Origin of the sequence: Advenella incenata, from assembly GCF_004217095.1 — a bacterium.
Lineage (GTDB): Bacteria > Pseudomonadota > Gammaproteobacteria > Burkholderiales > Burkholderiaceae_B > Advenella > Advenella incenata.
The window spans coordinates 92,285-116,665 of record NZ_SHKO01000003.1; the positions used below are offsets into that span (position 1 = coordinate 92,285).

Below are 24,381 nucleotides of genomic sequence, written 5' to 3' on the forward strand. Positions count from 1 at the left end.
AAAATCCGGCGCACGCACCTGTGAGCCCGCGTGTCGTACAATATAGCCTTCAAAGTTGGCAGCGTGCCTGACATAGTGCAAATGTTGAATCAGAAATGTTGAATCAGTTGTGGCGGGCCAGGCCTGCAAACCATTTTCGTTACAAAATCGTCGCCGGGTTTCTGGCCTGTTTTTTTGGCGTGCTGGGTCTGCAGGGCTGGTATCTGAAGCGCCCTGTTGCACCTGTCATTACGTTGTTCAGTCTGGCAATGCTGGCATGGTCGTTCACCCAACCTGTGTGGTGGGACTCCATTCCGTTTTTCTTCCTGTTCATCCCGCTTTGGGCAGGTTTCATTGAGTCGGCTGTTTATTGCCTGCGCGCCGATGAGAAATTTGACGCGCTTTATAATGTCAATCAGGTGCGGCGCAAACCGTCGGGTGTGCCGCCAGGGCTGATGGCGCTACTCAATTTGCTGATTGCTGGCATGGTGTCCATGTTCACCCTGTCCATGGTTGTGGCGCACGTCACCTGTCTGCACATGACCTGCTAGTGACCGGGATGCCGTTTGTGATACGGCTCCGATATATTCAAGAGGTTTTATTCGATGGATCTGGACTTGATGCATTGGCTTGCCCCCTGGGAGTTTTCTCCTACGCTGATTGCCCTTTTTCTGCTTGCCGGCTGGCTATTCGTTCGCGGTACACGCGTGCATCGCGTCACGCTTGCGCGACAGCTTCTGTTCTGGTCAGGTTTTGTGGTGCTTTATCTGTCGCTGCATACGCACGTTGACTATTATGCCGAGCGCATGTTTTTCATTCACCGCATTCAGCATCTGGTATTGCATCATCTGGGTCCCTTGCTCATTATGGGCGCCTATCCCGGGCAGGTGATGCGCGCCGGTCTTCCCCTGCGTGCGCGGGTGTGGCTGCGCGATTATCGTCGCAGTTTTTCCGGCAGATTCATCACCGGCGTGCTGACCAATAAAATCCTGGTTCCGTTCCTGTTTGTCTTTCTGGTGTTGTTCTGGCTGCTGCCGACCATCCAGTTTTACTCCATGCTCGACTGGCGCCTGTACCGGCTCATGAACTGGTCTGTGGTGGTCAGCGGGTTCATGTACTGGAACCTGATCCTGGATCGTCGCCCCTATGTCGCGCCTGTACTTTCGGCCAAAACATGGATCGGTCGTTTCTTTCAATGGACGATTGCGTCGGGCTCTCCGGCTGTCCTGTCGCCGGGCGCACGGATTCTGTCGCCCATCATCACCATGTTGCCGCAAATGATCGTGGGCGCTGTCATCACGTTCACCACCACCGACATTTACCCGCTCTTCGATCTTTGCGGACGGGCGTTGCCCATGTCTGCGATAACCGATCAGAGCATTGGCGGCCTGACCATGTGGATTCCGGCGGCAATGGTCGAAACGTTCGGTCTGCTGTTTGCCCTGAGCACCATGATGCGCCTGTCGGCCAAGGGACGTCAGAAAACCGGCAGGCAGATGCGCGAAATGCGCCTGGCGCAGCAGCTCAAGGTCGTGTAATGCGGGTTGTGGCGCTTTGCGATATCAAACAACGGTTCTGATCGCGGCAAACAAGCGGCGGCGATCGACGTCGGTCTCTTCCGGGTCGATGCATTGCGGCAAGACGACGTGCGCGACGGCCTTATTGGTTCTGAGTGAAAAACTGTTCGATCCGGCGCGGCAACCAGGTCAGCTCGCCGCGCCCCGAACCGCTGGCAAAGCCAGCGTGGCCGCCACTGCATGGGTAATGCAGCAGCACCTGATCGCTTGCCTGGTCAGGGCCGGGCAGGCTGGCTTCGGGGATAAAGGGGTCATTGCGCGCAATCAATAGCAGCGTTGGTACCCGAATGCCATGCAGATGATATTGGCTTGAACAGCGCGACCAGTAATCCAGCGCACTGCGATAGCCGTGTACCGGCCCCGTATAGGCGTCATCGAACTCAAGCAGCGTGCGCGCTTGCAGCGCTTTGTTCCAGTTGACGGCGCCCGGGAAGGCGCTGGCTTTTTGCTGTATTTTGCCACGCATGGATGCCAGAAAGTGAGGGGTGTACACGTAGCGCCCCATCAGGCTGGTTTGTAGCCGCATGCCAGTGGCCACCAGGTCTACCGGTACGGAAATGCCTGCTACTGCATTGAGCCAGTGCAGCTGTTGGCCTTGTTCCCCTGTATATTTGAGCAGGGCGTTGCCTCCCAGCGAAATGCCCGCTGCGTGCCATTGCGCCAGCGGTAACTGGCGGCGCACCTGGCTCAGGATGCAATCAATATCCCGGGAGTCGCCGGAAAAATAAGAACGGGCCAGCCGGTTCGGTTCGCCCGAACAGCCGCGAAAATGCGCCACGGCAACCATCCATCCGCGTTCAACAAAGTACGAGCCGATAGCCTGGGCGTAATGGCTTTGGCTGCTGCCTTCCAGCCCATGAAAAATGACCAGTGCCTGCCCATTGAATTGGCAATGGGTATGCGCCTGCGGTCCGGCCCAGTCAATATCCAGAAAATCGCCATCGGGCATATCCAGTCGCTGGCGGACGAACCGCTGTTGGGGGCGGCGTCCCCACTTCATGGCGGCAATCGTCTGGATATGGCCTTCACATTGCCAGTTTGGGGAAGGGCAGGCGTCAAGATTGAGTCGGGCAGTCACAGCAGGTCCAGTGATTCCGTTGAGTCAGGCACATGAATTTTCAGGCAGGCAAGCATGGCCGGGCCAGGGGTGATAGGCATTGTTCTTGTCCTTTGCGATCGCGGGTGCGGCCGACAGGACGGTGTTGCAGGTGGATTAATGCAGCAGGTTGGGAATATCGTGCATTTCCGATAGCAGAACATCAGAGGGGGCGGGGGCCGAATGATGGTGGACCAGGTGCCAGCCGGTGCGACCCTTGTGGTACACATTGGTTGCATAAAACAGCAGTTCCCGATTACCCCGCGGGGTATTGGCCTGCACTTCTTCGATCAGGATATGTATGACCGTCATGCCGTAGGTAATGACCACGGGATGATGGGCATGAATATGGAGCGGGCCGCTATTGAGCAGCTCGTGCCACGAAGCCTGGATGGCGCTGGTGCCCGTCAGGCGCTCGCCGCCTGGGTGAATGCAAACGGTTTCTTCATCGTCAGCCCAGGTATGCATGACCCGCATGACATCTCCCAGGCGCAGCGCTTCGTAGAAGGCCTGTTCGACCTCCTCGGGGCTGGCGAAAACCGCGCGCTTGGGCGCAGCAGTGCTTTTAGTGCCCATGCACTTTCTCGCCTTCTTTGAGGCGGTATACAGTGCCGCAATAAGGGCAGGCTGCCGAGCCGGTTTTGCTTACGTCCAGAAAAACGCGTGGATGCAGGCTCCAGGTCGGCGCATTCGGGCCAGGGCAATAAACAGGCAGATCGCTTGCAGACACCTCGATGGGTGCCGTTTGTACTTGTGCAGACATCAGTTACTTCCTAAAAATGCGGAAAGACATGTTAAGCGCGCTGTGCAAACGACGCGCACGTGTATTTGAGGGTAAACAGCCCGAGTGTTGCCGCGCAGCGTCACTTTGCTCTGGCCGATGGGTGCTGACGTATTATATTTCTGCCCTGAGGCGGGTGCAATGAGGATGAGCGCGCTGCTTTTGCTAGAATTCCCAGCATATCTTCATTGTCTACGCCGCTGCCGGGCATCCGTTCATACGCCGTCGCACGGTGTATTGTACAGCACAAGGAACCATTTTGTTTTCCCCGTTTATTCTTTTAGCGCGGGTTTTGCCTGCCGCCAGCGATGCGCACCGGTTGGCGCGCCGCCAGGCCGTCCAGTTGGGGATGCGGGCGGTGGCTCCTCATCTGCTGGCGTTGTCCGCATGGGGGTTCGTCTCTGGCGTGGCTATGGTCAATTACGGCCTGTCCTTCTGGCAGTCCATGATCATGTCGCTGTGGGTGTATGCCGGTTCGGCGCAGCTGACGGCATTGCCGCTGATGGCCGCGGGCGCTCCGGTCTGGATGGTGTTTCTGGCCGGCTTCGTCGTCAATATCCGGTTTGTCATCTTCGGCGCGACGCTTTATCCTTTTTTTGAACGATATTCCCATTTCAAGCGGCTGGTGCTCGGGTACCTGCTGACCGATATCAATTACGTCGTGTTTGTCAGCCTGTTCCGTCATGTTCGCCAGAAACGTCGCACGGTTTATGTATGGACCTATCTGTCCATGGGTACGGCAATTGCTGGGGCATGGCAGTTAAGCACCCTGGCCGGTGTGTTGATCGGCGATCGCGTGCCGCGTGAATGGTCGCTGGAGTTTGCGGGCGTGCTCACGCTGATGGCCGTTGTCATACCGCTCATCAAGGGCCGACCCATGCTGGTGACGGTGCTGGTCGCCGGCGCAGTGGCCTGGCTGGGCCAGCCGTTACCGCTGCGCATGGGTCTGTTTGTTGCCATTGTGGCCGGGATCGCTGCCGGCATCCTGTCCGAGAAATTCATGACCAAAGGAACACGTGCATGAGTGATACCTATATTGCGCTTGTCATTGTGTTGCTGGGCATCGGCAGCCTGCTGACCCGGGCTGGCTATCTCATGTTGGGCCAGTATTTCCCCTTGAGCAAGACCGTGAGCCGTGGCTTGCGCTACGCGCCGGTTGCCGCCTTGACGGCCATTGTTGTGCCCAGTCTGCTGCCCTGGACTGTGGGGCAGTGGCCGCAGGTCGGCGCCGAGTTTTTTGCGGCGGTCGTCGCTGCGCTGGCTTTTTTGCGAGTGCGTAATATTCTTTTCATGATTGCTGTCGGTATGGTCGTCTTGTGGCTTTTACGCTGGATTTTCTAAGGCTTTCTCCCTATTTCCGGGCCGATGGGCATAGATGAGTACATGAGTAGAGTAAAATGACGTTTTCGCGGCTTGCCGCAATTTTCAGTTCCTTTACATACACTTGATGACCGACGCCAATACGACTACCTCCGGCAAAACCACTACCTTCGAATCCTTTACCGAGGTCGGCCTGCACCCCGATCTGCTAAAGGCGGTGATGGCCAGCGGCTATACCAAGCCAACGCCCATCCAGGAACAGGCCATGCCGCTGATTATGGACGGACGCGACATCATGGGCGCTGCCCAGACCGGTACTGGCAAAACAGCGGCATTTACGCTTCCGCTGCTGCACCGGCTCATGCCCATGGCCAACAGCAGCATGTCGCCAGCCCGCCATCCGGTACGCGCCCTCATCCTGGCACCCACGCGGGAACTGGCCGATCAGGTCGCAGAAAGCGTTAAACGCTACAGCCACAGCTCACCCTTGCGCGTGGCTGTTGTTTTTGGTGGGGTGGATATGAACGCCCAGCGCGACCAATTGCGCAAGGGCTGCGAACTGCTCATTGCCACGCCGGGACGGCTGCTGGATCATATTGAACAGAAAAACGTCAGCCTGAGCCAGGTCAGTGTGCTGGTGCTGGATGAAGCCGACCGCATGCTGGATATGGGTTTTCTGCCAGATCTGGAACGGATCGTCCGATTGCTGCCCAAGCCGCGCCAAAGCCTGTTGTTTTCGGCGACGTTCAGCAATGATATTCGCAAGCTGGCACGCAGTTTTCTGAACAATCCGGTGGAAATCAATGTGGCGCCGCGCAATGCCACGGCCGAAACCGTGACACAGATCGCCTATCCGGTTTCGCCAAACGAAAAGAAAGCAGCGGTGCTGTATACGCTGAAGTCGCGCAACTTGAGCCAGGTCATTGTTTTTGTCAATACCAAAATCGGTGCCAGCCGCGTCGCCCGGGAACTGGTCAGTGAAGGCATCAATGCCGAATCGATTCACGGCGACCGTTCGCAGGCCGAGCGCATCAAGGCGCTTGAGGGCTTCAAGTCGGGCGAGATTGCGGTTCTGGTGGCCACCGATGTGGCGGCCAGGGGGCTGGACGTGGTCGGATTGCCTTGCGTGATCAATATGGACCTGCCTTATAACGCCGAAGATTATGTCCACCGTATCGGCCGCACCGGCAGGGCAGGCGCAAAGGGCGAGGCCATCGCCTTTTATACGCAAACCGAAGAACGCCTGCTGGAAGATATTGAAAAGCTGATCAAAACGCCGGTGCCAAGGGGCGTGCTGTCCATTCCCAGCGTTTTTCTGGCGCGTGGCCACCACCCGGCGCGGGCAGCAACCGGCAAGCCTGAACGTTACAAGAAAACCTTTCCGGCAGCCCGGGCGACGCCTATCGACGACTTTTTCTTTCGTCCTTACGAACCGACCAAGCAAAATGGGCAATCCGATACGCCGGTAAACCGGGCCCCTGAAGGCCATGGCCCTAAACCCATGCTGGCCGTTTTGCTCGGTGGCCGTCCCAATACCGAAAATTAATCCGAAAACTCATGTTTCAGCCGCGTTCAAATGCTTGAAACCGCGGCTCACGACTCCCACATTCCTGTTTAAATCAACGTTGCGGCAAGCGGACACCGATGGTGTTGCTCAATTGCCGCATTGCCTGTCCTTGCGCCTGGCTTCGCTGAGCGTGCTCAGGCTGAGGTGGTCAACAGCGTTCGCAGATCAGCCGGCCCGTCGGCGCGTGTGTCCGGTTCGTCGCCCACAGCCTGCAGCATGCGTTCCAGGTGGCTGATGTAGGGCAGCATAGTGCCGAAAAAACGGGTTTGCCCGCTGGTCTGGATCAACAGGGTGGGGAAGTTCTCGACGTCCAGGTCATCGAGCAGTTCAGGGTTGTCTTCAACGTCGATCCACAGGAACAGGTGCTGGGGGTAGCGTTCACTCATGGCCTGGAAGGCCTCGTGATAGTCGCCGCAAGTGTCACACCAGGCTGCGCAATAACAGGCAATAAGCCAAGTGTCGGGATTGTCCAGTGCCTGGAGCAACTGCGGAACGTGCTGGCCGGGAGTTTGAATGAACATATGGGTCTGCAAATGAGTAACGGGTAACGAAACAGGTAAAGGTTGGATCTGAAACCATTTACGCCATCGCGCAAAGGGAAAGTTATGCAAAATAGTACACCATTCGGACAGCAATCAGAAAGCGCGCCATCGCCATACGAAGGCGTCGGTCGCGCTTTCGGACGTGCAATGGTCTCGCAACTGCAGCCACGCATGTTGCTGGCGCTGCTACTGCCGTTTGCCGCGGCGTTGATTGTCATGCTGTTTTTTGCGCGCTTTCTGTGGGAGCCGGTGGCCGATTGGTTAAACTTGTTTGTCACGCAGTCGGAAATGATAACTGGTATGGAAGGCTGGATGGCTGGCGTTGGGCTGTTGTCGATGACTGTCTATCTGGTTCATATTCTGGTGTTTGTCATCATGGTCACGATTGGCAGCAGTATTGGCTTGCTGATTGCCGCTGTACTGGTCATGCCCATGGTGGTAGGCCATGTGGCGCGGACCGATTATCCGGAACTGGATCGTCGCGGCAGCCAGGTCTTTGTGTCAAGCCTGATGAACTCGGCCAAAGTGGTGCTGATTTTTATCGTTGGCTGGGTCATTACGCTGCCGCTGTGGCTTATTCCACCGGTCGCCGTGCTGTTGCATGTCTTCTGGTGGGCTTATGCGTTTACCCATATGTTGCGGTTTGATGCCTTGGTCGAGCATGCCACGCGTCAGGAGCGGGCGCAGGTTATCGCCCGCCGGCGCGGTGGTGGCTGGCTGATCGGCACGATCTGCGCCACGATCAACCTGATTCCCCTGACCTGGATTGTATTGCCGGTATTTACATCCCTGGTCTACGCGCATCATGGTCTGGCTGCACTGGCCGAACAACGTCGGAACAGCCCGTCGCTATTGTCTGCACAGTCCAATCTTTAGCGTTAGAATAGCGTCATCCCGAGACGGGCCAACAACAGGATGAGCATTATGAACGATAAGGCAGCACGTAAAATCAGTTTGATCATTGTGGGAGACGAAATCCTTTCTGGCCGGCGTCAGGACAAGCATCTGTCCAAAATTATCGAGTTGCTTGCCGCGCGAGGCATGCAACTGTCGCGTGCCGAATTCCTGCCGGACGATCTTGAAACCCTGATTGCTGCCTACAAACGCAGTTTTGCATCGGACGATATTGTTTTTTCCAGTGGCGGCATTGGCGCCACGCCCGACGATAAAACCCGCACGGCGGTCGCGCAGGCACTAGGTGTGCCGCTGGCCCTGCATCCCGAAGCCGAAAGGCTGATCACTGAACGCTTTGCGCAACTTGCGCTGGAAGGGCGTGGTACGCACGATCCTGGCTCGCCAGAGAACCAGCGCCGGCTCGCCATGGGGGTGTTTCCGGTGGGCGCCGAGATTGTGCCCAATCCCTATAACCGCATTCCGGGCTTTTTTATCCAGGATCATACTTTTGTCCCGGGATTCCCGGAAATGGCCTGGCCCATGGTCGAGTGGACCCTGGACAACCGTTATGCAGATTATCAGAACCTGAGTCAACTGGTCTCGCACAACATTCTGGCCTACGGTGTTCCCGAATCGCGGATCACGCCGGCGCTGGAGCATATCGAAACGAATTGGGCCGGCATCAGCACGTTCAGCCTGCCGACCATGGGCCAGGGCGCGGGCGCCTATATTGATCTGGGTGTCAAGGGCGAAGAGCCGGCCGCAACAGCAGCGTTCGACTATTTGAAAGGTGAGATCTTGCGCGTGGGCGGACGTTTTCATCCGGACAAACCCGCATAAAGGGCTACATTGTCGTATTTGAAAGGAAATCCGACATTGTCGGGTTTTCATTTTTCACAATATGATATAGAATATATTGCACTGCAATATTTTGAATCCCTCGATCATGGCTAACCGGCTCTTAACTACGCAGGCTGCGTCCGATTCTGACAAGACTAATGCTGTTTCCGGCATCAGTATTCAGGTCCTGGAACGCACAATGAAGGTGCTGGATGTCCTGGCTGACCAGCCGCATCCGGTCTCCCTCAAGGATATAGCGGCGCTCACGGCGCTGCACGCCTCCACCGCCCACCGCATTTTGAACGATCTGGCCGTAGGCCGCTATGTTGAGCGTGTCAATAACGGCATGTACCAATTGGGTATCCGGCTTCTGGAGCTGGGGGCGTTGGTCAAGGACCGGCTGAATGTGCGCGATGTGGCGCACGATCATCTGCAGACCCTGCACCATCTGACCGGACAGACGGTGAACCTTTCTATCCAGCAGGGGGATGACATTGTCTATATTGATCGCGCCTGGAGCGAACGCTCGGGCATGCAGGTTGTGCGGGCCATTGGCGGCCGCGCGCCGCTGCACCTGACCTCTGTCGGTAAGCTCTTTCTGGCTTCGTCCGACGCCCGTTATGTGCGTGCTTACGCAACGCGCACAGGCTTGTCGGGCAATACCCGCAACAGTCTGACGGATCTGGATCGCCTTGAGCGCGACCTGAGCTTTGTGCGTCGCCATGGCTACGCCCGTGATAACGAAGAACTTGAGCTGGGCGTGCGTTGCATCTCTGCCGGGATCTACGACGATTCGGGCAAACTGGTGGCCGGGCTGTCCATTTCCGCACCAGCAGAGCGCTTGCAGGAAGAGTGGGTGGAAATGTTGGTAAGCACCGCAGCAAAAATATCCGCAGCTCTGGGTTACGAATAGTCAGTTGCGTGACAATGACGCCTCGCTTGAATGCCCTCCAGCACTACCTGCGTGTCATGTCGGAGTCACACAATTCATATAGTATTCAATAAATTATCGCTGTTTGACGGATGGAAAAGCAGATTTTGTTGCGTTGCACAAAAAAGGCTTGACCCGCTGAAAATGACGTGTATAATTTAAATTGTGCAATGCAACAATAAAAGGGTGGGTGGTTATAGCCCAGGAAGTGAAAAGAACATTGCCGCCGATGCAGCAAACTGTTTGAACAGATCCCTGTCGTGCACGAGCACCAGGCCCTGTATTACTTAACACTGTACTATCTACCGAGGATACATCATCATGAGCGCCATTCCACAACAAATTCTTGACCGTCAAAAAGCTGCACTGAACGCTGCTGTTGCCGTTCAGGGTTCCCTGTTCAGCGGCTTTGAAAAGCTGGTTGACCTGAACCTGAAAGTAATCAAAGCGACATTGGGTGAAGTTGCAGAACAAACCCAGCAAGTGTCTGAGCTGAAAGATCCACAAGAAGCTGCTGCTTACGTGTCTTCACTGGCCCAGCCCAACTCAGAAAAAGCCATCGCTTACACCAAACACGTGTATGACATCGTTTCTGGCGTCAGCAACGAACTGATCAAACTGACAGAAGCGCAAGTTGCCGAAGGTCAGCAACAGGTTTCCGAAGCTATTGACCAACTGGCCAAAAACGCGCCTACAGGTTCTGAAAGTGCTGTTGCGTTGATGAAATCATCACTGGCAACGGTCTCCACTGCCTACGATTCAATGAATAAAGCTGCCAAGCAGGCTGCTGAAGTTGCCGAGTCCAATATCTCTGCTGCAACCAATGCAACCATCAAGGCAACAGAAACAGCCACCAAAGCTGCAGCAACGGCAAGCCGTTCAACTGCTCGCCGCCAGGCTTAATCTGCGCCAATAACGGGCGAGCGCTTCGGCGGCGCCCGGGATGAAAAAATAGCCCTTTCATTGTGAAGGGCTATTTTTTTGCGTATTCGAAAAGGATATTCAAAAAGAGTCAGGCAGCGCCGGGCTGGCTTATCTGTGCCATCGCCCTGACGCATTCGTCCACCAGCACCGGGCCGCGATAGATCAGTCCCGTGTAGAGCTGAATGGCATTGGCGCCCGCCTGTATTTTTTCTGCTGCCTGAGCGCCTTCCATAATACCGCCCACCCCGATAATGGGATAGTCGGCAGACAGTTCCTGTCGTAAACCCCGAATGACTTTGAGTGAAGCTTCATGTACAGGCGTGCCGGACAAGCCGCCCTTTTCCTTGGCGTGAGACAGCCCGTTGACGCCTTTGCGCGACAAGGTTGTATTGGTGGCAATGACGCCATCAATCTCGTACTGCGACAATAGCCCGGCAATGGTGGCGATCTGATTTGCGTCCAGATCGGGCGCAATTTTTACCACAACGGGTACGGCGCGCCCGTGTTTATCGGCCAGTTCCTTGCGTTTTTCACGCAATGCGGTCAGCAAACCGGTCAGTTCGTCTACCTGTTGCAGCGCGCGCAGGTTCTGGGTATTGGGCGAAGATATATTAACGGTCACATAGTCTGCGTGCGCGTATACGCCGGCCAGTCCCAGAAGATAGTCCTCGGCTGCCTGTTCTATGGGGGTAGCCGCATTTTTTCCGATATTCAGGCCAAGAATGCCACCACGTTTTTTCCATTCGCTGCGGGCGACATTGGCTAGGAATGCGTCCAGCCCCTGGTTATTGAAACCCAGGCGATTGATCAGGGCATTGGCTTGCGGCAGGCGAAACATACGCGGTTTCGGATTGCCCGATTGCGCTTTGGGCGTTACCGTGCCCACTTCGATGAAGCCGAAGCCCATATGGCTTAGCGCGTCAATATAGGCGCCGTTTTTGTCCAGGCCGGCGGCCAGCCCGACCGGGTTGGGCAAATTCAGGCCCAGCAAGCGCAGGGGGGCACTGGGCTTGGCATCTAGCACCTTTTTCAGCAGGCCCCATTGATGCAATCTGTTCAAGCCTTCCAGGGTGCGTTCGTGCGCCCGTTCAGGGTCCATGGAAAACAGGACCGGGCGGATCAGTGGGTAGAGGCGATAGGCAAGTGACATGGCAGATCAGAAAGAGGATAGTTCAGACAGGTCAATGTTTGCGCTGTCGATCCATCGGTGGTTGATATAAAGCTCGATAGGCCGGAAATTGATTTTGTACGCCATTTTGCGGCTTTGAGCGATCCAATAGCCCAGATACAACCACGGCAGGCCACGGTCGTTGCAATGACCGATCTGCCACAAAATACCATACGTACCCAGGCTGCCAGCATAATCGGGATCGTAAAACGTGTATACGGAGGATAACCCGTCATCGGTCACATCGATGATGGACACCATTCTGAGTACTTGGTCCTCATCATGAAACTCCACCAGTTGCGAATCGATGCGACTGGTCAGTAGAAACTCCTCGTATTGTTCGGCGCTGTCGTCGTCCATGCCGCCACCGGCGTGGCGCGAGGACTGGTATTTCTTATACAGGTCAAAGTGGCTTTCGTCCCATTCCAGGGCGCGGATGCTGGCCCGCAAATTGTCATGACGTTTCAGAATGCGGCGCTGGGTGCGGCTGGGCGCAAATTGCGCGCAATTTATTCTGACTGAAATACAGGCGCGACATTGGTCGCAGCGGGGGCGGTAGGTAAACAGGCCGCTGCGTCGAAAACCATTGCGCAGCAATTGGGCATAAACCGGCGGGCGAATCAGGTGCCCGGGCACGACCACCTGCGAGCGCGCCATTTTTCCGTCCAGATAGCTACAGGAATAGGGCGCGGTCAGATAAAACTGCAGGACGTTGAAGGACGGATCGTGGATATCGCTCATGGGCTGGTTACCGGCTGGTGGGGCATTTTCGCCAACTATACCTTAAAAATGGTTTTGCTCACACCGGGGGAACGATAGTGCCGTTACCCAGCATCTGGCCGGCGGGCCAGGGCAGGGCGGGCTGATTGACTGCCTCGGATACATGGCGCAGAAACGCTGCCCGGGGCTGGGGGCGTGCGCCCATACTGGCCAGATGAGGCGTATCCTGCTGGCAGTCGATCCAGGGTACCTGATTGGCTTTAAGAAAGCGCACCAGCCAGGCCAGGGCGATTTTAGAGGTATTGTTGCTGGTGGAGAACATGGATTCTCCATAAAACATGCGCCCGATGCCGATGCCGTACAGGCCGCCGGCCAGCCGCCCGTCTTGCCAGGTTTCAATTGAATGGGCATAGCCCTGGCGGTGTAGTTCCGTGTAGGCTGCGATCATTTCATCTGTAATCCAGGTGCCGGCCTGTGCGCCACGCGGTGCAGCACAGGCGCGCATCACTGCCTCGAAACACGTATCGGTCGTTACCCGGATGGCCGCGTCGTGCTGGCGCTCGTGACGGGCAACCCGCTTGAGCAGCTTGCCCAGGCTTGGCGATATCCTGAAGGCATCGCATTGCAGTACCATGCGCTCAGACGGAGACCACCACAGCACCGGCTGATCGGCCGAGTACCAGGGGAAAATGCCAAGTTTGTAGGCTTGCAGCAGGCGGGAAATGGACAGATCACCGCCAAACGCCAGCAGACCATCCGGCTCTTTCAATGCCTGGCAGGCCGGAGGAAATGGCTCGCCGTTATCAAGGCAGGGCAGTGTAATCATGGTGGCGAAGAACCCCGGTGCAACTGCTTATTCGATGCTGTGATAATGCGTGGTAAATACGCCGCTGGCCCGATCCTGCAGGTAGGCCTTCAGGGTATGAGAAACGGTGCGAAAAGACAGCTCATCCCAGGGTATTTCATCCAGGTTGAAAAACCGGGCTTCGAGTGATTCGGGCCCGGGGTCCAGGCGTTCGCTTGTGACCGTTGCCAGAAAATACATATGCACTTGATTGACGCGTGGTACGTCCAGGACCGTAAACAGGTTGCCCAGGCTGATATCCGCGCCGGCTTCCTCATCGGTCTCGCGCAAGGCCCCCTGGCTGGTCGTCTCTGACAGTTCCATAAAGCCGGCTGGCAGGGTCCAGGTGTCGTAACGAGGCTCAATGGCCCGGCGGCACAGCAGGATCTGATCGTTCCAGATCGGAACGGTACCGACGACGATCAGCGGATTGCGATAATGGACGGCGCCGCAATGGTTGCAGACGTCGCGTTCGCGATTGTCATCAGGCGGGATTAGACGCGTCAGCGGATTGCCACACTGGCTGCAGAAAGCCTGGGTCGTGGGGGCAGGAAAATAATGCAAAGCGCTGGGTAACGTCATGGTGTTTTTTCTGTTGCGATGGATTCAGGCATAGTGTAAACAATAATGCCCGATTATTGGCAAAAAGCATCAGCCGGCTGCAGGCTCACGAACAAAGCCCAGTCTTGCCGGAATATGCGTGCTTTCCAGCCATTGCATGGGCGCCGTCCAATCGGGCGCGCCGTCCAGGGACACCGGCAAGGTGCGGCCGTCTTGCAGTGCTTGCAGATGACTCTGGTCAAGCGGTGTGGATGCTAACGGCGTGCCGGCTTCGGCCATTACCTGCAGCCGGGTGCTCAGCAGGCCCATATCACGGCTAGCCAGCATTGCCGCACCGTGTTCGGTCTGCATATACAGCCGGCCCTGCCCATCCAGCAGCCATTGGCTGATCCGGGTGACGGCCAGTTCATTATGGGTGATGAGCGTTTGCATATCGTCGGCCAGCCGGACAATATAGGGGGCGCAGGCAAGATCGACAAATACCCGTTGCGGGCCGTTCTGGAAGAACCATTCTCCAGCTTCATTTGTCGCGTAGTTGCGGTTCATGAAATGGCGGATCTGTGCGTTGGCGATTTTCTCGCCGCTTTGCCCTTCGCGTGCGCCGCCATGGGTATGCAGCAGCCAGTCGCCGTGGGCGTTGAGCGACAGCCAGCCATATACTGCCGGCACATCGGGCCACTTTTGCATGGCCCCCAGGACCTGTTCATCCATGATCTGTGTTCCTTCGCATGATTACTCTACTATCGATGATAACGTCAGTCGCGCGACCCGGGGCAGCATGGGGCGTCGAGCCGGCAAGAAAGTGCGGGTGCAAATGCGGGTTAATAGAGGGCGTTAAAAGTTGGGGCTTCCTGTGGGGCGACCGGCTTCTTGTTGCAACCGGCGCTTTGCATTACTATAGAAAAAACAGCTTATCAATGATCAAGCCATCTGGATGCAGATGGCAACAGGAGTTTGTCATGACACCATTGAATGATGCAGATATTGGCATTGCGCTGGCCTCGCTCGATGGGTGGGGGCTGGACGAAGACGGCAAAGCGTTGCGTCGGCATTTTACTTTTGATTCGTTTGTCCAGGCCTTTGGCTTCATGACAAAAGTCGCTTTGTTGGCCGAGCAAGCCAACCACCATCCGGAATGGAGCAATGTTTACAACAAGGTGGATATCCGCCTGACGACCCACGACGCTGATGGCCTGACCGAAAGAGATGTCAAACTGGCCCAGGCAATTGATGCGCTTTGACAGTCGGCTGCGTGGGTTCGATACACGAGTTGGCGGTTTGGACCAATCGCTTGTCTGCTCGGTTGTGGCGGCATAGGCTGCCAGCGCGATTCGCGCGATGAAGAGCGGCCATACGTGTGGGGCCTTGGCATTTTCTGCACTGCCCGACCTTATTTCAAAAGGGAAAATAAAAAAAATTCTATAAAAATAGAAATAAAGAAGAAATTATTGCTTTGTTTGGCGAAACTCAGCATGAATTCACCCTGATTTTATGTGCGTGATATTGTTTCCAAATAATAGTGACATCTGGAGACACCTTATGGAAACGCTAAATTTGAACCCCGGCGAGAAACATGGTTGCGCCGATCCGCAAGCGATTGCGCCGTCGGCCGACTGGACTATCGATCAGAACTGGGAAGCCTATACGCAAGAAGAACACGGCGTCTGGAAAACGCTTTATGAACGGCAAAGCAAATTACTGCCCGGGCGTGTGTGCGACCAGTATCTGGATTGCATGAAGCAAATGCCCATCACCGCAGATGAAATCCCGGATTTTCGTCGCGTGAACGATTTGCTGATGAAGCACACCGGATGGCAGATTGTGGCTGTGCCCGGCCTGGTGCCCGATGACGTGTTTTTCACCCATATTGCCAACCGTCGCTTTCCCGCAGGCCAGTTCATCCGCTCGAAAGACAAGCTGGATTACTTGCAGGAGCCTGATGTATTTCATGATGTTTTCGGGCATGCACCCATGTTGATGAATCCGGCCATTGCCGATTTTATGCAGGCCTACGGCCAGGGCGGATTAAAAGCGCTCGAGCATGGCATTCTGCCCTTCATCTCTCGCCTGTACTGGTACACCATTGAGTTCGGCCTGGTCCAGCAAAAAGACGGTATACGAATTTATGGCGCGGGTATCAGCTCCTCATTTACCGAAAGTCAGTACTGTCTGCAAGATGATTCGCCCAACCACATCGGCTTTAATCTGGAGCGGGTCATGCGTACGGATTATCGTATTGACGATCTGCAGAAAAGCTATTTTGTAATTAACGCACTGGATGATCTTTTCGAACTGGCGCAGATTGATTTTGATCCGATATATGCACGCATCATCAATCAACCCACCTATATGCCGGATCAGATTCTGCCGGGCGATCGGGTGCTCCATGCCGGAACGCAGCGGTATCATCGTCAAAAGGCTACGCGCGCCGACGGCTAAGGCTGACAATTCATTCACAGTGGTTCGGTGCGGGTCTTGGGCGCATTTTTTGCGGCTTTGCGCGCAGGCAGACGAAAAGCCTTTACTGGATATCGCTCGACCCGTCCTGCCATGTCAAGTCAACATGCTTAATTGACGCTGAATAAAGTGATACTATGGAACCGCAAGCGCCCGGCTAGCGGCCCGTTCAGTTCCAGTAAAGGTATGAGGATTCCATGAGTGTCGATTTCAGTCAGTTCTTTAATGGCCCGATTCGTGACAGCCTGATTGCGCAGGTGTCCGGCTATCTGGATATTTCCCGCCAGCAGGCGACCACTGCCTATGACAAGGCTGTCGCGCTGGTGATCGGTGCGATGGCGCGGCAGGCGGGTAAGCCCGACGGAGCGCAAGCTCTGGCAGCTCACATTCAAAATAGTCAGACTCAAACCAGTCTGACTTCCAGCGCCTTGTCGCCGACAGTGCTGACCAACGATCAGTTCGCACAGATTGTGACGCTGGGCGAAAGCGAGCAGGCAATCATACTGGGACCACGGCAGGAAGCGGTAAGCGCTCATCTGGAAGTAGCAACTGGCCTGGATTCCAAAGCGGTTGGATCACTATTGTCTATTGTTGTGCCGTTTGTGCTTTCCTTTCTGAAAAACAATATCACAACTGAAAGCGAGCCAGGGCAAAGCCTGCCCGTGTTGCTGGCCGCCCAGGCGCCGCACGTGGCCGCCCAGCTGGACGCGCCGGCGCTTGCTGCGCTTGGTGAAGACAGCCTGGAAGGCCTGTTCGGACCGGATGCGCTGGCCGCTGTAGACGCCAGTGCTGCTACGTCACAAAATGGCAAGCACGGGTCGGCACAAGGCACAATGACAAATGATAAACCAGCTAATGGCTGGTTCAAATGGGTGCTGACGCTGGCCGTGGTGCTGGCCGGTGCAGCCTGGATCAAAAGTTGCACGCAATCGGATACGACAACGACCGAAAACGCCAAGCCGGCAGATCAGCAACAGTCTGCAACCGACGCGCCTGCGCCTGATGCGGCAACGGCACCCAGCGCTGCGCCAGGCACCCCGGGTGCCGCTACAGAGCCTTCTGCCAATTTCCCCGCACCGGATGCGACGCAATCTGCTGGCCAGGCGGATGCGCCCGCCGCCGAGAGTGCGCAGGCAGGCAGCACAAAACCGGAAAGTACGCAGGCAGATAGCGCAGACAAACCCGCAACGCCTGCTGCTACAGAAAGTACAGAGGCTGTCCCGCCGGCAACAGACAGCACTCCGCCGGATGCTGCAGCAACGCCAGCGTCCGAGCCTGCCGCCGATACAGCGGGTAACGATTCGACTAACGGATCAACTGATGGCCCGACCTATGGCCAGGCCAGCGACACCATGGAGCCTGAAGCGCAGGCCGGTGCATCTGCCGGTGCCACCGATTCCGCTGCGCAGACGACCGAGCAAAAAGCCGCAACGTCTGTGCAAGAGGTCAATACAGACAATGCCAAGACAGAAGCGTCAGGTGCAGACAAGACCAAGTCTGATCAGGCGCCAGCGCCAGCAGCAGAGGGGGCCGCAGCAACGACCGCTGCACCCGATGCATCGAGCGCCACGGCCGAACAAGCCGGGTCAAGCAGTGCCGCAACTGATAGTGCGGCACCAAGCAACGCAACAACTAACAGCGCTACAACTGGCAACGCCGCACCGGGCAAGACAACAACTTTCGCCGAGCCCGCGCCCATTGCAGACAAGCCGGACACACAGTCTGCTGCGCCAACACCTGAAACGGCGGCTGGCAAAACCACGAGCTTTGCAGAGTCCGATTCGTCTGGCAGTCAGTCCGCACCTGCAAAGCCACAAGAAGAAAAGGCTGATCAACCCGCCGATACTCAGTCTGGCAATGCGCCAGCCAGCGACGCGGCGGCACCGCCCACAACGACCACCGAGTCTTCTGGTAAAACCACGACATTTGGTGATGCGGGACAGGACAAATCTGCGAGCGGCAGCGCAACGCAGACCGACAGTACTACAACCCCCGCCGAAGGTGCAGGCCAAACTCCTGTTGCCGCCGAGCCGGCTACAAGCGGTGCTCAGGACGGAGCCACGGCGCGGGTTGAGCTTGAACGTGATGGCGACGCGCTCAGAATCCGTGGGACAGTACCTGACGAATCGGCGCGCAATCGCATTTTGAGCGCGGCCAAATTTGTTGATGGACACAGCAAAATAGAAGATGAACTGAAAGTGGATAGTCAGGCAGCAGCATCAACCTTCGATGACTATTCTGGCTTGCTCAGTCTGCTTCGCGGATATCACGATGTTAATGTCAAGCTGGAGCAGGATGTGCTGACGTTGACCGGACGGGTATCGTCCAGTGAGGAAAAAGAGGCGCTGACCACCAAGCTGCAGAATCTGGTAGGCACCAATATCCAGGTCAATAACCAGGCCGAAGTTGTGGCTCCTGCCCGTACAGCAACGCCCGATGTGGCAGGGGCACCGGCGGCGCTGCCTCAGGTGCAATTTGCTTCTGGTAGCGCCCAGGTCGACAGCCGTTACCATAATGATCTTGACCAGTATGCGCAGCAATTGAAAGCGAGTGGAAAATCGGTGCAACTGGTCGGATTCGCCGATGAATCCGGTAGCGAGCCGGGTAATGAAACGTTGTCCAAACGTCGGGCTGAGTCGGTCAAAGCCTATCTGATCCTGCGCGGGGTGCAGGCGCAGCACATCCAGGCCGACGGGCAGGGCACGCAGGCGCCGGTGGCCGACAACACCACAGAAGCTGGGCGTGCGAAAAACCGCCGCGTGGAAATTAGAGAGCAGTAGTCATCACCCGGTGCGCGCCAGGCTTATTACAGATGTGTTTGTAATAAATCTGCGCGCAGCTCAGGGGACGCGTATTCAGGTTGGACAAGATGCATGATGGCAGACATCAACGTGACGTTATCAATCATCAAAAGAACGAGGCCGGATTCAATGTCCGGCTTCGACGTTTTTGGCAACAATACGGCCAGCGGCACAGGTGCCACTTACACGTCATTGCCAGCGATATCGCAGTGTGTCAATGTCCTGTGACAGGAGCACCGGCAACCGCGCAACCGGTGTATTTTCTGTTTTTATAAAATAGTATGGCGCTCCAATCATAGGTGCCGCGGGAGTTTACACAAGGTTTTCTGTTTATTGTCAGATTGACGCTGTTTTTGCGGCGTCTGTTTTGCTGTTTAACGGCGTGATCTGTCGCTATGAACCTGATGCCGCCTTTGTCGTTAAATCTTTCGGCCGTGAGCGTGACCAGATCGCTCGTAGACCTCTCTATCTGCAACAAGGGGCCGTCAATGACAGCGCTCCAGACGGCAGGTTTGTTGCCAAATGCGGTGAATGCGCGAGTGGGTGGGCTGATGCTGCCGGCCGATGAGTCACCTGCGGTAAATGGGTCCGGTTTTGGCTGGCGTGTTCCGGTAAGGCTGGTCTGCGAATTGACGCCGGTACCAGACAATAGCGTACATGCGGTGATTGGTAGTATCAGGCAGCCTAAGACAAGCAATGAAGGAATAGAGTCCATTTTGTATTCCCTGAAAATTCAGTTTGTTCATCCTGTGCTGGCTGCCAGTTTTGAATTTTGCTGGTGGCGGCTACGGCGCAGTAGATAGACTTTTTTATTACGCGGAACCGGCATCAAAGATCCCTGGTTCTGAGATCCTTGGTTCAAAGACCCTTGGTTCAGAGATCCTTGGTTTAAAGATCCTTGGTTTAAAGATCCTTGGTTTAAAGATCCTTGGTTCAGAGGCCCCGTGTGTCCTGTCTTAAAGTAAAAAAAGACGTGACAATTTTAACATTGTCACGTCTTCGTAATCGTTGATTTTTGTTAAGTATTTACGCCGATCAAACGTAAATCCCAACATTTCCTTTAGCAGGCAGTTTGCGATGTTTTCTCTACTGCCAGACCGAAAAAGGGGCGTATTTTGGTGCCGATCACGTTGCCGGCGAAGGCAGCGACCAGCCAAAGCCAGCCATGCAGACTTCCCGACAGAATACCGCTGAAATAGGCGCCGATATTGCAACCGAAAGCCAGGCGTGCGCCATAGCCAAGTAGCAGACCGCCAATGATCGCTGCCAGTACAGATCGTGCGGGCAACTTCCAGACCGGGGCGAATTTTCCAGCCAGACTGGCCGCCAGCAACGCACCCAGGATGATGCCGATGTCCATGACACTTGTGATGTCATTGCGCACGGGGGCGGCCAGGGAGGCAGCCGCTGGCCCTTGCCAGAAGCCCCAGCCACTGACGTCGTAGCCAACGGCCATCAATATTTTCGAGCCCCACAAGGCAAAGGCAGAGGTAATTCCCCAGGGGCGCCCGGCCAATGCCAGGGTAGCGAAGTTGAGCAAGACCAGTACGATAGAGCCGATCACCAGCGGCCAAGGGCCGGAAAGCAGCCTGCCCCATCCGCCGGCCTGGCCGACGCTAACGGCAGAAGAAATCAACGTTCCATGCCGGCGCTTTTCAGCCCAGATGGTGAACAGGGCAATACCCAGAAACAATACGAAGCTGCTGACCAATGCGGTAGGGGCGCCCCACTCCTGCACGATGGAATACGGGGCGAACGACGGCCGGCTCGCCCACCAGGGTAGGTGGGCTGCGCCGATGACAGAGCCGATAATGAAACCGATCAACGTAATAATCATACGCGTGCTGCCACCGCCAACGGTATAAAGCGTACCGGAGGCGCAGCCGCCGCCCATTTGCATGCCAATCCCGAAAATAAAGGCACCCACCAATACCGATGTGCCCACCGGGCTCACAAAACCGCTGACGTTCTGTCCCCACAGCGTTCCATTGCCCAGCACCGGAAAAAACAGCAGGCAGCCAAACGCCAGCATCAGCATCTGCGCGCGCAGTCCGGCGCCGCGCCGATCTGAAATAAATACGCGCCAGGATGATGTGAAGCCAAAGGCGCTGTGATACAGCGTTGCGCCCAGCAGGATGCCCACGATCCACAACGCGGCCTGCCGGCTACTGACCGTGCCATTCAGATAGATAAGGCCCAGCGCAATCAGTGCAGCTGATACTGCTGCGGGAACCAGGTTGATCTGCGATCGCGCAGGAGACGGAAGCGTAGAAGGATTCGAGGCCATGATGAAAAAGTCGCCCGGGTGACGACACTGAGTTTGAAAAGGGTATCTTACGCCGCGGACCAATAAAATCCAAACGGCATCATTCATTATTTTAAAGATATCTGCGGTGGCGACGACGCGGTAACCTTGCTGCTGGCAGGGTCGTCACCATTGAGGGAGGCACGGCGGGTAAATTCAGCTCAGTGCGAAAGTGCTGGCAAGGCACGATTGCATAACGCTATTTCAATCTGTCTGGATTGGCTCGCTTCTCGGGCGCAAACAGGTCCAAGGCGTAGATTGTCGCTTTCACAAAGTGCACATAGGCCGCGATCCGCAAGTTGTCATTGGCCAGATCGTCAGCCGCCTGACCCAAATAGGACGCCATTGCGCTTTGCAGCACCGGTTGATGTTGCGCCGGCAGCCGTTGCAGCGCCCATTGTGCGGCGCTATCTTTTGGCGCGAAGCCGCCTGTTGCCAGGCTGAACCAGATGCGGGCAAGCGCCAGCACCACGTTGCGTTCATCTGCCTCCCAGTCAGCCGGCGCTTGCCATTGGTCAATGGTGTCCTTGAACGCGTTGAGCAGGTCGCGCCGTGGCACCGGTTCGAACAGTTCGCCCGCCGGCATACCCAGCAGGCATATGCTGTGTGCCTGTGCTTTGGTGATCAGGATGGCAAGATCATGATCCACGCAGGCGCCCTGAATCTGGCCTGAGGACAACTCGTCGCGCAGCCATTCACCGTACTGGCATTCCCGCCTTGGCGGATAGCGCCAGGGGACCACGGCAGCACGCTGTACCACGGTCACTTCCAGTGGCCGTATGGCATTGACCACGGGCCAGGCGGAAATGGCTTGCAAATCCATCATCAAATCATGCCTGAGCTGCTCCGTCAGCGCCTTGCTGACGGTCACCAGCAGATCGATATCGCTTTGCGGCTTGAGACCGCCGTCCACCGCAGAGCCAAAAAGATGGATGGCTTGCAGCGAATCGCCTAAATGATGCGAAAGCAGTGCACAGGCGCTTGCCACTTGCCCGGCGACCTCGGCAGGCACAGAGCCATTCGGCCTGGTGCTGCTTAATGATTCGTTATTAATATTCATGACACTTTTTGAGCAAACGTCAGAAAAAATGCCATGATACCTGCCAACAGAGGCCACCGTCCAATCGCGGGTGCCGCAGGAATAGGGCGGCCGCTACAGGTTCAATAAAAATGCTGATTAGCGACATATTTGCGAACGCGACTCATATCCATGAAATCAATATCGCTGCGATGACGTTCGCTTTGTGCAAGACTGACGAATTTGATTGCCTGTTCCTCATTCAAAGTGCGGGTTTCCCCGTTTTCGTAATGGAACTTTACACCGGGCACCCCGTGTTCGTACAAAACGCTAACTGATTGAACGTGATTCATAATGACCTCCAAATAATATTTACATAGCGCTACTGAGCCGACATCTGTGTGACTGTTCGGTCCGTCTATGCGTGCGCCTATGTCGATACGGTTTGTGCCAATCGACTTGGGCGCTTTAACAAGGGCTGATGATTATTAAAATTAATACCTTGAATGTTGGGGTCGCTTGCTCCGGGGCTACAAAACCAGCAAATAGCCTGAGCGTCGATCGCATCCATTAAAGCGAGCTGCATCAAATGGCGCCGAAATACATGACGCGGCAATAAATTACGCCACTGATAAAAAACGGAAATTAAATAACGCTTGATGTGCTGTATATCTGTAAATAACAGGGCTGCTTATGTATATGTTATTTATTAAGTTAGTAAGTTAATGAATTAGTGCGGGAATTGGTGCGGTCGCAAATTTTTGATATTTATAAATACTACGACATGTGAAAATATACTACAACTTATTACATTTAATATCAATGGAGTAAACCCGGTTTTTAAAAATAAAATCGGGTTCTCATTGATTAGGTGGGATTTGCAGCAGGATCGGACAGATCACGGTCCACGTGCCGGGCGCCACGGGCAGGGCTCGGCTTGGGCTGTGCCGTCGCGATGCGGGCTTGCAGGCAAGGCGTCAGTACTTTCTGAGCTGAAAGTCGGGTTTCGGTTTTTTTTTGGGGGAAAGACGTGTTTTGCCAACAGGTCGTTTTGCAAAACTGTCGTAAGTTCAGAATGGCTCTGAACCCGTATAAATAATGGAGGCGCAGAGCGGAGTCGAACCGCTCTGGACGGATTTGCAATCCGCTGCATAACCGCTTTGCTACTGCGCCTAAGTAATAACAAACGAAGAGTCAAGCATTATGGTCGATTTTTCGTGTGCAGTCAAGGAGATGGACGGGATCGGCAATCAAAATGCGATTCGGCACCACTCGAATGCGTGGAAAAGCCTGCGTATGTAGCAGCTTGATATCGCCGCCAGCCTGATCAATGATCTGCAGGCGGTCTCATCGTGGCTTCGTTGTCTATCCGAATCCAGTGCGGGTGCGAATGCAGGATCTGTTCTACGTATTCAAGCGTTCCCGATAAATGTTCGCGCAAGCGCTGCTGCGCCTGTTCGGGCGCGTTGCCGGAAATGGCTTGCACAATCAGGCGATGATCGCCGATGATGCGTTCCAGTTTGCCGGACACCGGCAGATGCAGGCGACGCAGTCGGTCCAGGTGTCCGCTATTGCTGTGCACCAGATGCCACAATGCATCTTTTCCTGCCGCCTGATAAAGCATACGGTGAAATTGCGTATCGGCCTGGCTGAAAGCGCTCAGATCTTTGGCGGCGCGCAGGGCGTCCTGTTGCTGTACCAGCGCCTGCAATGATTCGATTAAGCCCGGCTCATGTGATTGGGCCAGTTCCCGCACCAGTTCCAGTTCAAGAGACTGGCGCAGAAAATGAGCCTGTTTGGCCAACGTGATGTCAATCAGGCTGACACGCGTCGATGCCTGAGGATAGATATCCACCAGCATTTCTGCGGCCAGTTTTAGCAATGCTTCGCGTACCGGTGTCTGACTAACCCCATAGCAGTCGGCCAGTTCGGCGCGTGAAAGCAGGGCGCCTGGCGCCCATTCCAGCGCAATGATTTTCTGGCGTAGTAACTGGTACAGTTGCGGCGCTGCCTGGCGGCTGCGATCAAGTGGCGTGGTCGGTCTCATGTTTTATTT

At 55.7% G+C, this 24,381-nt stretch carries 26 protein-coding genes and 1 tRNA gene; 12 read left to right on the forward strand and 15 right to left on the reverse strand.

The window, feature by feature from the left end:
* Nucleotides 1-95: 95 nt before the first annotated feature.
* Both EV681_RS16630 and EV681_RS16635 read left to right on the forward strand, forming a co-directional pair.
* The gene (locus EV681_RS16630) at nt 96-530 is read left to right on the forward strand and encodes a hypothetical protein (RefSeq protein WP_242612300.1); all 435 of its coding nucleotides are present in this window, start codon (nt 96-98) and stop codon (nt 528-530) included.
* Between the two features lie 54 nt (nt 531-584).
* Nucleotides 585-1,517 (forward strand): cytochrome c oxidase assembly protein, encoded by a 933-nt coding sequence (locus EV681_RS16635; protein ID WP_423191219.1) that lies wholly within the window; start codon nt 585-587, stop codon nt 1,515-1,517.
* Between the two features lie 121 nt (nt 1,518-1,638).
* On the opposite strand, the gene EV681_RS16640 is transcribed toward EV681_RS16635, so the two are convergent.
* The 3 genes from EV681_RS16640 to EV681_RS16650 all read right to left on the reverse strand — a co-directional run bounded on the left by EV681_RS16640 (nt 1,639) and on the right by EV681_RS16650 (nt 3,415).
* The gene (locus EV681_RS16640) at nt 1,639-2,634 is read right to left on the reverse strand and encodes a YheT family hydrolase (RefSeq protein ID WP_242612301.1); all 996 of its coding nucleotides are present in this window, start codon (nt 2,632-2,634) and stop codon (nt 1,639-1,641) included.
* 135 nt (nt 2,635-2,769) lie between these two features.
* Nucleotides 2,770-3,228, reverse strand: a complete 459-nt coding sequence (locus EV681_RS16645; RefSeq protein ID WP_128395004.1) for a YybH family protein — start codon at nt 3,226-3,228, stop codon at nt 2,770-2,772.
* A complete protein-coding gene (locus EV681_RS16650; RefSeq protein WP_014751614.1) occupies nt 3,218-3,415 on the reverse strand; it encodes a zinc-finger domain-containing protein in 198 nt (65 codons plus the stop codon). Before EV681_RS16650 ends, EV681_RS16645 begins: the two co-directional genes overlap by 11 nt.
* Nucleotides 3,416-3,692: 277 nt before the next feature.
* Here EV681_RS16650 and EV681_RS16655 point away from each other — a divergent pair, with 277 nt between their 5' ends.
* From EV681_RS16655 to EV681_RS16665, 3 genes are all read left to right on the forward strand, one after another.
* A complete protein-coding gene (locus EV681_RS16655) occupies nt 3,693-4,457 on the forward strand; it encodes an AzlC family ABC transporter permease (protein WP_128395003.1) in 765 nt (254 codons plus the stop codon).
* Complete coding sequence (locus EV681_RS16660; RefSeq protein ID WP_128395002.1) at nt 4,454-4,774, forward strand: AzlD domain-containing protein; 321 nt, start codon at nt 4,454-4,456, stop codon at nt 4,772-4,774. The genes EV681_RS16655 and EV681_RS16660 overlap by 4 nt, the downstream gene beginning before the upstream one ends.
* A 106-nt stretch (nt 4,775-4,880) precedes the next feature.
* The gene (locus EV681_RS16665; protein WP_130304686.1) at nt 4,881-6,299 is read left to right on the forward strand and encodes a DEAD/DEAH box helicase; all 1,419 of its coding nucleotides are present in this window, start codon (nt 4,881-4,883) and stop codon (nt 6,297-6,299) included.
* 155 nt (nt 6,300-6,454) lie between these two features.
* Here the strand turns inward: EV681_RS16665 and EV681_RS16670 are convergent, their stop codons facing one another.
* Nucleotides 6,455-6,841 (reverse strand): thioredoxin family protein, encoded by a 387-nt coding sequence (locus EV681_RS16670; protein ID WP_130304687.1) that lies wholly within the window; start codon nt 6,839-6,841, stop codon nt 6,455-6,457.
* An 84-nt stretch (nt 6,842-6,925) separates the two neighbouring features.
* On the opposite strand from EV681_RS16670, the gene EV681_RS16675 reads away from it, so the two are divergent.
* The 4 genes from EV681_RS16675 to phaP all read left to right on the forward strand — a co-directional run bounded on the left by EV681_RS16675 (nt 6,926) and on the right by phaP (nt 10,430).
* Nucleotides 6,926-7,738, forward strand: a complete 813-nt coding sequence (locus EV681_RS16675; protein WP_242612302.1) for an EI24 domain-containing protein — start codon at nt 6,926-6,928, stop codon at nt 7,736-7,738.
* 48 nt (nt 7,739-7,786) lie between these two features.
* Complete coding sequence (locus EV681_RS16680; protein ID WP_128394998.1) at nt 7,787-8,596, forward strand: competence/damage-inducible protein A; 810 nt, start codon at nt 7,787-7,789, stop codon at nt 8,594-8,596.
* 106 nt (nt 8,597-8,702) lie between these two features.
* Complete coding sequence (locus tag EV681_RS16685) at nt 8,703-9,509, forward strand: IclR family transcriptional regulator (protein ID WP_130304688.1); 807 nt, start codon at nt 8,703-8,705, stop codon at nt 9,507-9,509.
* 339 nt (nt 9,510-9,848) lie between these two features.
* Nucleotides 9,849-10,430 (forward strand): TIGR01841 family phasin, encoded by a 582-nt coding sequence (gene phaP / locus EV681_RS16690; protein WP_128394996.1) that lies wholly within the window; start codon nt 9,849-9,851, stop codon nt 10,428-10,430.
* Between the two features lie 109 nt (nt 10,431-10,539).
* Here phaP and EV681_RS16695 read toward each other — a convergent pair whose 3' ends face one another.
* The 5 genes from EV681_RS16695 to EV681_RS16715 all read right to left on the reverse strand — a co-directional run bounded on the left by EV681_RS16695 (nt 10,540) and on the right by EV681_RS16715 (nt 14,455).
* Entirely contained in the window at nt 10,540-11,601 is a 1,062-nt protein-coding gene (locus EV681_RS16695) for a quinone-dependent dihydroorotate dehydrogenase (RefSeq protein ID WP_130304689.1), read from the reverse strand.
* 6 nt (nt 11,602-11,607) lie between these two features.
* Complete coding sequence (locus tag EV681_RS16700) at nt 11,608-12,360, reverse strand: arginyltransferase (protein ID WP_128394994.1); 753 nt, start codon at nt 12,358-12,360, stop codon at nt 11,608-11,610.
* 58 nt (nt 12,361-12,418) lie between these two features.
* Nucleotides 12,419-13,165 (reverse strand): leucyl/phenylalanyl-tRNA--protein transferase, encoded by a 747-nt coding sequence (aat, locus tag EV681_RS16705; protein WP_130304690.1) that lies wholly within the window; start codon nt 13,163-13,165, stop codon nt 12,419-12,421.
* 27 nt (nt 13,166-13,192) lie between these two features.
* The gene (locus EV681_RS16710; RefSeq protein WP_128394992.1) at nt 13,193-13,765 is read right to left on the reverse strand and encodes an NUDIX hydrolase; all 573 of its coding nucleotides are present in this window, start codon (nt 13,763-13,765) and stop codon (nt 13,193-13,195) included.
* 69 nt (nt 13,766-13,834) lie between these two features.
* Entirely contained in the window at nt 13,835-14,455 is a 621-nt protein-coding gene (locus EV681_RS16715) for a DUF2946 family protein (RefSeq protein ID WP_128394991.1), read from the reverse strand.
* Nucleotides 14,456-14,703: 248 nt separating this feature from the next.
* On the opposite strand from EV681_RS16715, the gene EV681_RS16720 reads away from it, so the two are divergent.
* The 3 genes from EV681_RS16720 (at nt 14,704) to EV681_RS16730 (ending at nt 18,981) form a co-directional block, all read left to right on the forward strand.
* The gene (locus EV681_RS16720; protein WP_128394990.1) at nt 14,704-14,985 is read left to right on the forward strand and encodes a 4a-hydroxytetrahydrobiopterin dehydratase; all 282 of its coding nucleotides are present in this window, start codon (nt 14,704-14,706) and stop codon (nt 14,983-14,985) included.
* Nucleotides 14,986-15,283: 298 nt separating this feature from the next.
* Entirely contained in the window at nt 15,284-16,183 is a 900-nt protein-coding gene (gene phhA, locus EV681_RS16725; protein ID WP_130304691.1) for a phenylalanine 4-monooxygenase, read from the forward strand.
* 215 nt (nt 16,184-16,398) lie between these two features.
* Nucleotides 16,399-18,981 (forward strand): OmpA family protein, encoded by a 2,583-nt coding sequence (locus EV681_RS16730; protein WP_130304692.1) that lies wholly within the window; start codon nt 16,399-16,401, stop codon nt 18,979-18,981.
* Between the two features lie 763 nt (nt 18,982-19,744).
* Here the strand turns inward: EV681_RS16730 and EV681_RS22870 are convergent.
* From EV681_RS22870 to EV681_RS16765, 6 genes are all read right to left on the reverse strand, one after another.
* Complete coding sequence (locus tag EV681_RS22870) at nt 19,745-19,939, reverse strand: hypothetical protein (RefSeq protein ID WP_130304858.1); 195 nt, start codon at nt 19,937-19,939, stop codon at nt 19,745-19,747.
* A gap of 123 nt (nt 19,940-20,062) precedes the next feature.
* Nucleotides 20,063-21,289 carry a YeeE/YedE family protein gene (locus EV681_RS16745; RefSeq protein ID WP_130304694.1) on the reverse strand — a complete coding sequence of 409 codons (1,227 nt, stop codon included), beginning with the start codon at nt 21,287-21,289 and terminating at the stop codon, nt 20,063-20,065.
* Between the two features lie 217 nt (nt 21,290-21,506).
* On the reverse strand, nt 21,507-22,367 hold the full coding sequence (locus tag EV681_RS16750) for an aminoglycoside adenylyltransferase family protein (RefSeq protein WP_128394986.1): 861 nt from the start codon (nt 22,365-22,367) through the stop codon (nt 21,507-21,509).
* Between the two features lie 101 nt (nt 22,368-22,468).
* Entirely contained in the window at nt 22,469-22,678 is a 210-nt protein-coding gene (locus EV681_RS16755) for a hypothetical protein (RefSeq protein WP_128394985.1), read from the reverse strand.
* Nucleotides 22,679-23,424: 746 nt separating this feature from the next.
* Nucleotides 23,425-23,498, reverse strand: a tRNA-Cys gene (locus EV681_RS16760).
* 154 nt (nt 23,499-23,652) lie between these two features.
* Nucleotides 23,653-24,372 carry a GntR family transcriptional regulator gene (locus EV681_RS16765; RefSeq protein ID WP_128394984.1) on the reverse strand — a complete coding sequence of 240 codons (720 nt, stop codon included), beginning with the start codon at nt 24,370-24,372 and terminating at the stop codon, nt 23,653-23,655.
* Between the last annotated feature and the right edge of the window lie 9 nt (nt 24,373-24,381).

Bases quoted from the DNA above. Each gene is read 5' to 3' on its own strand.
- EV681_RS16630 (WP_242612300.1), top strand. From the start codon at position 96: ATGTTGAATCAGTTGTGGCGGGCCAGGCCTGCAAACCATTTTCGTTAC.
- EV681_RS16635 (WP_423191219.1), top strand. From the start codon at position 585: ATGGATCTGGACTTGATGCATTGGCTTGCCCCCTGGGAGTTTTCTCCT.
- EV681_RS16645 (WP_128395004.1), bottom strand. From the start codon at position 3,228: ATGGGCACTAAAAGCACTGCTGCGCCCAAGCGCGCGGTTTTCGCCAGC.
- EV681_RS16650 (WP_014751614.1), bottom strand. From the start codon at position 3,415: ATGTCTGCACAAGTACAAACGGCACCCATCGAGGTGTCTGCAAGCGAT.
- EV681_RS16660 (WP_128395002.1), top strand. From the start codon at position 4,454: ATGAGTGATACCTATATTGCGCTTGTCATTGTGTTGCTGGGCATCGGC.
- EV681_RS16665 (WP_130304686.1), top strand. From the start codon at position 4,881: ATGACCGACGCCAATACGACTACCTCCGGCAAAACCACTACCTTCGAA.
- EV681_RS16670 (WP_130304687.1), bottom strand. From the start codon at position 6,841: ATGTTCATTCAAACTCCCGGCCAGCACGTTCCGCAGTTGCTCCAGGCA.
- EV681_RS16675 (WP_242612302.1), top strand. From the start codon at position 6,926: ATGCAAAATAGTACACCATTCGGACAGCAATCAGAAAGCGCGCCATCG.
- EV681_RS16680 (WP_128394998.1), top strand. From the start codon at position 7,787: ATGAACGATAAGGCAGCACGTAAAATCAGTTTGATCATTGTGGGAGAC.
- EV681_RS16685 (WP_130304688.1), top strand. From the start codon at position 8,703: ATGGCTAACCGGCTCTTAACTACGCAGGCTGCGTCCGATTCTGACAAG.
- phaP (WP_128394996.1), top strand. From the start codon at position 9,849: ATGAGCGCCATTCCACAACAAATTCTTGACCGTCAAAAAGCTGCACTG.
- EV681_RS16695 (WP_130304689.1), bottom strand. From the start codon at position 11,601: ATGTCACTTGCCTATCGCCTCTACCCACTGATCCGCCCGGTCCTGTTT.
- EV681_RS16700 (WP_128394994.1), bottom strand. From the start codon at position 12,360: ATGAGCGATATCCACGATCCGTCCTTCAACGTCCTGCAGTTTTATCTG.
- aat (WP_130304690.1), bottom strand. From the start codon at position 13,165: ATGATTACACTGCCCTGCCTTGATAACGGCGAGCCATTTCCTCCGGCC.
- EV681_RS16710 (WP_128394992.1), bottom strand. From the start codon at position 13,765: ATGACGTTACCCAGCGCTTTGCATTATTTTCCTGCCCCCACGACCCAG.
- EV681_RS16715 (WP_128394991.1), bottom strand. From the start codon at position 14,455: ATGGATGAACAGGTCCTGGGGGCCATGCAAAAGTGGCCCGATGTGCCG.
- EV681_RS16720 (WP_128394990.1), top strand. From the start codon at position 14,704: ATGACACCATTGAATGATGCAGATATTGGCATTGCGCTGGCCTCGCTC.
- phhA (WP_130304691.1), top strand. From the start codon at position 15,284: ATGGAAACGCTAAATTTGAACCCCGGCGAGAAACATGGTTGCGCCGAT.
- EV681_RS16730 (WP_130304692.1), top strand. From the start codon at position 16,399: ATGAGTGTCGATTTCAGTCAGTTCTTTAATGGCCCGATTCGTGACAGC.
- EV681_RS16745 (WP_130304694.1), bottom strand. From the start codon at position 21,289: ATGGCCTCGAATCCTTCTACGCTTCCGTCTCCTGCGCGATCGCAGATC.
- EV681_RS16750 (WP_128394986.1), bottom strand. From the start codon at position 22,367: ATGAATATTAATAACGAATCATTAAGCAGCACCAGGCCGAATGGCTCT.
- EV681_RS16755 (WP_128394985.1), bottom strand. From the start codon at position 22,678: ATGAATCACGTTCAATCAGTTAGCGTTTTGTACGAACACGGGGTGCCC.
- EV681_RS16765 (WP_128394984.1), bottom strand. From the start codon at position 24,372: ATGAGACCGACCACGCCACTTGATCGCAGCCGCCAGGCAGCGCCGCAA.